Annotated in this window: 9 protein-coding genes; 7 read left to right on the forward strand and 2 right to left on the reverse strand. The window is 55.7% G+C overall.

Translation table 11 applies throughout. From position 1 onward, the window contains the following. The 4 genes from B3Z49_RS13585 to B3Z49_RS13600 all read left to right on the forward strand — a co-directional run. Positions 1–825 (forward strand): ABC transporter substrate-binding protein (locus B3Z49_RS13585; RefSeq protein WP_296991803.1); only part of this gene is annotated, 825 nt, incomplete at its 5' end. Positions 826–972: 147 nt separating this feature from the next. Beyond that, entirely contained in the window at positions 973–1,830 is an 858-nt protein-coding gene (locus B3Z49_RS13590) for an ABC transporter permease (RefSeq protein WP_008888643.1), read from the forward strand. Between the two features lie 2 nt (positions 1,831–1,832). After that, positions 1,833–2,669 carry an ABC transporter permease gene (locus B3Z49_RS13595; RefSeq protein ID WP_008888642.1) on the forward strand — a complete coding sequence of 279 codons (837 nt, stop codon included), beginning with the start codon at positions 1,833–1,835 and terminating at the stop codon, positions 2,667–2,669. After that, positions 2,666–3,424 carry an aspartate/glutamate racemase family protein gene (locus B3Z49_RS13600; protein ID WP_296991808.1) on the forward strand — a complete coding sequence of 253 codons (759 nt, stop codon included), beginning with the start codon at positions 2,666–2,668 and terminating at the stop codon, positions 3,422–3,424. Before B3Z49_RS13595 ends, B3Z49_RS13600 begins: the two co-directional genes overlap by 4 nt. A gap of 22 nt (positions 3,425–3,446) precedes the next feature. Here B3Z49_RS13600 and B3Z49_RS13605 read toward each other — a convergent pair whose 3' ends face one another. After that, on the reverse strand, positions 3,447–4,118 hold the full coding sequence (locus B3Z49_RS13605) for a FadR/GntR family transcriptional regulator (protein WP_296991811.1): 672 nt from the start codon (positions 4,116–4,118) through the stop codon (positions 3,447–3,449). Between the two features lie 151 nt (positions 4,119–4,269). Then, complete coding sequence (locus B3Z49_RS13610) at positions 4,270–5,103, reverse strand: sulfite exporter TauE/SafE family protein (protein ID WP_296991814.1); 834 nt, start codon at positions 5,101–5,103, stop codon at positions 4,270–4,272. 211 nt (positions 5,104–5,314) lie between these two features. Here B3Z49_RS13610 and B3Z49_RS13615 point away from each other — a divergent pair, with 211 nt between their 5' ends. From B3Z49_RS13615 to B3Z49_RS13625, 3 genes are all read left to right on the forward strand, one after another. After that, positions 5,315–6,259 (forward strand): tripartite tricarboxylate transporter substrate binding protein, encoded by a 945-nt coding sequence (locus B3Z49_RS13615; RefSeq protein ID WP_064780148.1) that lies wholly within the window; start codon positions 5,315–5,317, stop codon positions 6,257–6,259. Further along, the gene (locus B3Z49_RS13620; RefSeq protein WP_296991818.1) at positions 6,256–6,807 is read left to right on the forward strand and encodes a tripartite tricarboxylate transporter TctB family protein; all 552 of its coding nucleotides are present in this window, start codon (positions 6,256–6,258) and stop codon (positions 6,805–6,807) included. The genes B3Z49_RS13615 and B3Z49_RS13620 overlap by 4 nt, the downstream gene beginning before the upstream one ends. Positions 6,808–6,820: 13 nt before the next feature. Next, on the forward strand, positions 6,821–8,314 hold a 1,494-nt coding region (locus B3Z49_RS13625; RefSeq protein WP_296991821.1), incomplete at its 3' end, for a tripartite tricarboxylate transporter permease.

Here is an 8,314-nt window from a genome sequence, read left to right on the forward strand (position 1 = left end):
GCCGACAGTGTCGAGTTTGCATCTGCACCGACCCAGTGGATGACCCTGATCCCGACCATTTATAACGCAGATACCCTTGGTATTCGCCCTGACCTGATTGATCGCGAAATCACCAGCTGGGCCGATCTGCTTGATCCGGCATTCAAGGGCAAGGCATCGATCCTGAACATTCCGTCGATTGGTATCATGGATGCGGCGATGGTGTGCGAAGCCATGGGCGAAGTCACCTATGGCGATAAGGGCAACATGACCCAGGAAGAAATCGACAAGACCATCGCGGTCATGATCGATGCCAAGAAAGCTGGTCAGTTCCGCGCCTTCTGGAAGAGCTTCGATGAGTCGGTCAACCTGATGGCATCTGGCGAAGTTGTCATTCAGTCCATGTGGTCGCCGGCGGTTGCGGCCGTGCGTTCCAAGGGCATCGCCTGCAAATACCAGCCGCTTAAGGAAGGTTATCGTGCATGGGGTGGTGGCATCGGTCTTGCCAAGCACCTTTCGGGTCTCGAGCTTGAAGCAGCCTACGAATATATCGACTGGTACCTGTCGGGCTGGGTTGGTGCGTATCTTAACCGTCAGGGTTACTACAGCGCAGCACCAGAAACCGCGAAGAAGTTCATGTCCGAAGACGAGTGGGGCTTCTGGATGGAAGGCAAAGCCGCCGAGGGCGACATCCTTTCCCCGGATGGTAAGGTCATGGAAAAAGCAGGTGCGGTTCGCGATGGCGGTTCCTACGAAGAGCGTATGGGCTCGGTCGCGTGCTGGAACTCCGTCATGGACGAGAACAAGCACATGGTCCGCAAGTGGAACGAATTCATCGCAGCATAATCTGCGACAGATATCTGGTGGGCGCGACTTTGGTCGCGCCCGTCACCCCGACTTTCTGATTTTACGTTTTCAATTTTCCGACAGCATGTCGGGCCCATTTATTCGTTTTTACTTTTTGGTTTTCTGGCAGGGTTTCAAGGACAGAGCATGGCTTCTGATACGTCAAAAAGATCGTCCTATTTCCTGATCTCGCCAATGGCGCTGATCTTTGCGGTGTTTCTTGTCATTCCGCTTCTGACCATTGTTGTGGTCAGTTTCTGGGACTATGACGAATATCGTATCCTGCCCGACTTCATTTTAGAGAACTACAAGTACCTGCTGGGCTCCTCGGTCACCTGGAGCATCTATCTCAATACCCTGAAATATGCCGTTCTGACCTGGGTCTTTACCCTCCTGATCGGGTTTACGGTGGCCTATTTCCTGGCGTTTCATGTGCGCAGTCTGACCTGGCAGATCGTTTTGTTCATGCTGTGCACCATTCCGTTCTGGACGTCGAATATCATTCGCATGATTTCGTGGATCCCGTTCCTTGGGCGTAACGGGCTTTTGAACTCTGCCCTGATCAATCTCGGGATTGTCGATCAGCCGCTTGAATTCCTTCTGTTTTCCGATTTCGCAGTCGTGTTGGCAGATGTCCACCTTTACACCCTGTTCATGGTGGTGCCGATCTTCAATTCCATGATGCGCATTGACCGGTCCTTGATCGAGGCGGCGCGCGATGCCGGTGCCAGCGGGTTCGAAACCTTGAAATCCGTAATCGTCCCGCTGTCCAAGCCCGGCATTGCCATCGGGTCGATCTTTGTCATCACGGTGGTGATGGGCGATTTCATCACGGTCCGTCTGATGAGTGGCGGGCAGAGTGCGTCGGTCGGTTTGCAGATTTCCAATGAAATCGGACTTCTGCAATATCCGGCCGCAGCCGCCAGTGCGGTGGTTCTGCTGATCACGGTTTTGCTGATCGTGACCGCATTGTTGCGTCTTGTTGATATCCGCAAGGAGCTGTGATCATGGCATTGTTAACCAAAACCCGTGAACGCCGTCCGACCAGCTTCTATTTCCTTGCAGCATTTTTTGCGCTGTTCGTGCTGTTTCTTTATGGTCCGATGCTGACGATCTTCATTCTGTCTTTCCAGGGGGAGAATGGCGGTCTGACCTTCCCGATGAACGGGTTCTCGTTCCATTGGTTTGGCAATCTGTTTGAACAGCAGGCCGTGGGTGATTTTGGTGGATCGTTCAGCAGATCGCTAAAGCTTGGCCTGATTGTCATGGTGGTGACAGTTGTCGTGTCCTTCATGGCTGGTCTTGCCTTCCGCAAGCGGTTCCGGGGCGACAGCGTGATTTTCTATCTGGCGATTGCCAGCCTGATTGTACCGTCGATCCTGATTTCGCTGGGCATTGGGTTGCTGTTCAATATCGTTGAATGGCAGCCGCAATGGTTTACCTCGGCCCTTGGTGCGCATCTGACATGGACGTTCCCGTTCGGTCTTCTGATCATGTTTGCGGTGTTTAACCGGTTTGATCCGTCTTATGAGGAAGCGGCGCGCGATTTGGGCGCAAGCAACTGGCAAACCATTCAATATGTTGTTTTGCCGATGGTGGGGCCAAGCCTGATCGGGGTTGCGATGTTCTCGTTCACCCTGTCCTACGATGAATTTGCCCGCACCCTGATGACGGCTGGCGCGCTCAATACCCTGCCGCTTGAGATTTATGGCATGACAACCAATGTCACCACGCCGGTACTTTATGCACTGGGCACGGTGACCACCGGGTTCTCGTTCCTGGTAATTGCACTGGCATTGGGCACGGTTGCGATCATGCGCCGCCGCAAAGGACAAAAAGCATGAGCCGCATCGCCGTCATTAACCCCAACCTTTCGGCCGGCTTTACCAAAAAGGTCGGCGAACAGGCGCAAAGGATTGTTGGGCCGACAACACAGGTTTTGGCACTCAATCCGACTTTCGGGCCGGATAGTATCGAGGGTTATTACGACGAGGCCTTTGCCAGTGTGGGGTTGCTTTCGGTTATTCGCGAACTCGAAGCTGCGCCCGAACAGGAATCTGATCCAATTGGCGGCTATGTGGTGGCGTGCTTTGATGATACCGGGGTCGATGCTGCGCGATGTCTGACCGGTGCGCCGGTGCTGGGGCTGTGCGAGGCGGCCCTGCGTATGGCGGCGGCCGTTTCGTCGCGCTTTGCGATTGTCACCCCGATGCCGGTCTCTGTCCGGCCGCTTGAACATCTGGTGTCCAAATACGGGGCGTCATCGCAATGTGTCGTCCGGGCCGCTGGTGTGCGGACGCTGGATTTCGAAGGTGCCAACGCCAAGGCGGCATATACTGCGCTTAAAAAGCAGGCGGAGATTTGCCTTGCTGATGATTATGCCGAGGCGATTGTTCTGGGCTGTGCGGGAATGACCGATATTGCGGATCGCCTGACCGAGGAGCTTGGCGTGCCGGTGATTGACGGGGTCAGTGCCGCGGTCAAGATGATCGAGGCCATGGCGTTTCTGGGGCTTCGCACCAGCAAGGCAGGTGCCTATGCCAAGCCGCCGCTTAAGGCGTACCACGGCATGTTTGCGGACTTTGCGCCGCAGGGCTGACCGCCAGAAGATCGTTATCAGATCAGGTTTGTTTGAGTGCGTGCTCCACCTCGGACAGGTGGCGGCGCATGGCGTCTTCGGCGCGCTTGGGATCGCGTTGCTCAATCGCGTTGATGATGTCGCGATGCTGGGCGCTGAGTTCTTCGATCAATGTGTCTGAATGGCTGCTTTCGCGCAGGCGAGCCCATGCCGCTTCGCGGCGGACTGCATTGACCGCCTCAAACACCGCCAGAAACAGGGTGTTCTTGACCGATTCGGCCAGACGTTGATGAAAGGCGGCATCCCATTTTTCGTATTCGGCCTGTGTGGTTGCGCGGGCGGCCTTTTCGACCATGCTGCGCATGGCGTCGATATCGCCTTGTGATGCGCGAAGGGCAGCGAACCGGGCCATCGATGGTTCGATTTCCTGACGGACTTCCATGATTTCAAACGGGCTGGTTTTGGTGGCCAGTCCTTCAAGCTTGCGCAGGCGCGGGGTTGGCGGGGTGCCAACAAAGGTGCCCTGACCCTGACGGCGCCAGATCAGGCCTTCTGATTCAAGCTGATCAAGCGCCTTGCGAAGCGCCCGGCGACCGACATCAAGCTGTTCGGCAAGGGTGCGTTCGGCGATCACGCGCCCGTCCTTGACAAAGTCCCCCTGTGCAAAGCCGGTCTTGAGCTTTTCTGCCAGCGTCTGGGTCGCGAATTCAGTCATGGTTTTTGGTCATTTTTTATGGCGTTTCTATCGACGTTTCCAAATGCGTTTCTATTGGCGAACCAATGCGCACCTATCATTGTAAGCCATTGGTTTATCTAAGAACAAGCATATACAATTCCTGTTTGTTCCCAGATGTTTGCAAGGATGCCTAGCTCAGAAGGTCATAGAACATCCGCGCAGACGTGATCGCCAGAAACAGGCCAAAGCACATGCGCAATGCCCGGCGCGGAATGGTATGGGCTATGCGTGCCCCGATTGGTGCACACAGTACCGTCATCGGTATAAGCAGTGCCGCCGCCAGAACATTGACATAGCCGATTGAAAATGGCGGGCGACCATCGACACCAATGCCCGACATCGCATAGCCGATGGTACCGGGAAGGGCGATGATGAGACCAATCGCGGCCGAGGTGCCAACCGCGCGGCGGATGTCGTAACCCAGGAAATTCAGGACCGGCACGCAGATGGTGCCGCCGCCAATCCCCATCATGGCCGAAAGGCTGCCGGCAATCACCCCAAGTGCCGCCCAGACGGATTTTGGCGGGTTTCTGGTCTCGTTGGTTTCGCGGTCTTTCACAAGGATCATGTTGCCAGCCACGATCAGGGCAACAACGGCAAACACGATGGTCAGAACACGGCCATCGGCCAGTCCGCCAATTGCGGTGCCAAGGATCACGCCGACGATGATCGCCGGGCCCCAATGTTTGAGAAGCGCCGTATCGACCGAGCCCTTTTTATAGTGGCTGCGCGTTGATGAGATTGCCGTGGCAATGATTGTGGTCAGCGATGTGGCAACTGCGACCTGCATGCGAAGGCTTTCATCGACACCCATGGTGGTCAGAAAATGATAAAGCACCGGGACAATCACAATCCCGCCACCAACACCGAGAAGCCCGGCCATGATCCCGCCAAGGACGCCAGCAAACAGCATGGCTGCGCCCCAGACGAGATAGAGGCTCATGGCGCCATCCATTTCAAACATTCGAACCAATCCGTACCAATTATGATATCAATTAATAAGTGGTACTATCCATCTTTGGTAAAAATCTGCAACATAATCCTTGTTTAAAGCCAAATATTATTTTTGCGCTTGCGAAATTGGTTTGTTGCTGCCAACAATGTCCCGACAAAGAGATTGAACCAAAGTAGTAATGGTTCACGCATTTCAGGCGAGATATCAGGAGGCAAGATACATGTTCCGCAAGATTGCAGTCGCTGCCGGTTTGTTGGCCGCAGCCATCGCAGGTCCGGCGCAGGCGCAGGACTATCCAGAAAAACCAATCGAATTCATCGTACCTTGGGGCCCAGGTGGCGGCAGTGACACGCTGATGCGCATCGTCGCCATGGGTCTGTCGGAAGTCACCGGTCAGGCCGTGCCGATCGTCAATATGCCAGGTGTCGGTGGCACGGTTGGTCTGGCCGAATTCGCCAAACGTCCGGCTGATGGCTATACCATTTCGCAGATCCACGAAGGCCTTTACACCGCCAACAAGCTTGGCATCACCGAGCTCAGCTACAAAAACTTTATTCCGGTGGCTCTGGTGACGTCGTCGCCGCAGTATCTGGTGCTGTCGAAGAATGACAACTTCTCCAACCTGGAAGAGCTCAAGGCATATGCCGCAGCAAATCCGGGTGCCGTGCGCGCGGGTGTGACCCTTGGCGGTGTTCCGCATCTTCACATGGCAATGATCGAAGAAGCTCTTGGTGTTCAGTTCAGCTATGTCGGTTTCCGTGACACTGGCGAGCGTATCCGTGCGGCTGTTGGCGGCAACGTTGACATCGTGATCGGTGACGTTGCATCGGCCAGCGAGTTTGTGAAAAACGGCGACCTGATCTTTGCCGGTGTCGGCACCGAAGAACGTACTTCCGAAGAGCCGGACGTCCCGACCATGGCTGAGCAGGGTTATGATCTTTCGATGGCGGTAACCCGTGGTGTTGTTCTTCCGGCCGGTACCCCGGACGAGATCGTCGAGGCACTTGACGCCGCGCTTGAGAAGGCAATGTCCCTGCCTGATATCCGTGAAAAGATGACCAATGCCGGTTCGGCTGACATCTATCTCGGTCACGAGGCATACAAAGCCTATCTCGATAAACTTGACGGTGAAGTCGACAAAGTTGTCGGCAAACTTCAGGGATGAGTCAGACGACTGCGAAAGCAGCAGCAGCGGACGCAGTTGCGTCCGCTGCTCTTCGTGCAAGAACTGAAGTCGCACGGCTGATTTCGTATATCGTTATCGGTTTGGGTGCTGCGTTTCTAAGCCTGCGCGCCAGCACCTTGCCGACCTCGCGCTGGGAGCCGCTTGGGGCGGGTTCCTTCCCGGAGCTGGTTTTCGGGGTGCTTGCGGTTTTATGCCTGATCGCAGCGGTGCGTGCGGTGATTGATATCCGCAAGGCCGGCGGTGCAAACCGTCTTGGGGCATCATTGGGTGCATGGCTTGTTGCCCGGCGCTATTCCTTTGCACTGTTCGGGCTTCTGGTGGTCTATCTGCTGTTGCTGCCGCTTGGTGGCTTTTCGCTGACCACCTTTGTGTTTCTGCTGATCGCGCAATTGATGATCGCAGGTATTTCCAAAAAGACCCTCTTCCAGTCGCTGATCGCCGCCGTGATTTTCTCGGTCGGCTTGAACATGCTGTTTGCAGAAGTCTTTAACGTGTTCCTCCCGCGCGGCGTGCTGTTTGCGGGCTAGATAAAGTTTTACGATGATGTTGGATGCATTTCTTGCCGGTGCACATCAGGTTTTCGCATTCGATACCCTGATTTACATGCTGATCGGTTCCGTTGCCGGGATCGTCGCAGCCGCAATTCCGGGCTTCACCGTGACCATGGCGATCATTCTGACCTTGCCGCTGACCTTTACAATGGGTCCGTTGCAGGGCGTTTCGGTGATGCTGTCGGTTTATGTTGGCGGTTATACCGGTGGCCTGATCAGTGCCGCCCTTCTGGGGATTCCGGGTACGCCAAGTTCAGTCGCAACCACCTTTGATGCCTATCCGATGGCGCGCGGTGGTGAACCGGGACGCGCCCTTTCGCTTGGTGTCTGGTCGTCCTTCTTCGGGACTGTCATTTCGACCATCGTTCTGATCATTGCGGCCCCGCCGCTTGCGATGATTGCGGTCAAGCTTGGCCCGTGGGAATATTTCTCGCTGATCGTCTTTGCGTTGACCATTGTCGCAAGCCTTGTGGGCAATTCGCTGATGCGCGGGCTGATTGCCGGGGTGATTGGCCTTGGTCTTGCGACCATTGGCCCCGACCCGATGATGGGCCAGCCGCGTCTGACATTTGAGTCGTCGATCCTGATGCCGGGTCTGCCGTTCCTTGTGGTTTTGATCGGGATCTTTGCCATCAGTCAGCTGATGGGGGAGCTCGAGGATCATGGCAAAGGCCCAAGCAGTGATGCGCTTATTCCCGATGTCATCGAATTCAAGACCTGGGCGGTCATGCGTGAAGTTCTGATGCATCCGGTCAATCTGGTGCGCTCCTCGCTTATTGGTGTGTTTATTGGTGCTCTTCCGGGTGCTGGGGGTTCGATCGCGAACCTTCTGGCCTATGATCAGGCCAAGCGCAGTTCCAAAAATCCCGATGAATTTGGCAAGGGCAACCCGGATGGCGTGATTGCGTCCGAGGCCGGGAACTCTGCAACGGCCGGTGGCGGCCTTATTCCGATGATTGCGCTGGGCATTCCGGGATCGGCGGTGGATGCCATCCTGATGGCGGCCCTTATGGTGCATGGCATTTCGGTGGGTCCGCGTCTGATCATGGACAATGCCGATCTGGCCTATGGCATGTTCGTTGCCATGGTTGTGGCATCCCTCATGATGCTGGTGGTTTGCGTGCTGTCGATGCGCCTGTTCCTGCGCGTGACCGACATTCCCAAACAGTTCATCGTGCCGACTGTCATGATCTGTTGCGTGATCGGGGCCTTTGCGCTCAATAACCGGGTGACGGATCTTTATCTGCTCGGCGCGATTGGACTTGTCGGCTATGGATTGAAGTCGCTTGATTACCCGCTGGCGCCGCTGGTGCTGGGTGTCATTCTGGGGCCGATTGCCGAAACCAACCTGCGTCGCGCGCTGATGAGTGATGGCGACTGGACGGTGTTCTTTACCCGTCCGATTTCCGCCGTCCTGCTGGCGGCGGCCCTTCTTTCAGTCTTCTTCAGTGTTCGTTCGGTGCTGAAGATGCGCAAAAAAGAC

This window comes from Thalassospira sp. UBA1131 (assembly GCF_002311515.1).
In the GTDB taxonomy this organism is placed as follows: domain Bacteria; phylum Pseudomonadota; class Alphaproteobacteria; order Rhodospirillales; family Thalassospiraceae; genus Thalassospira.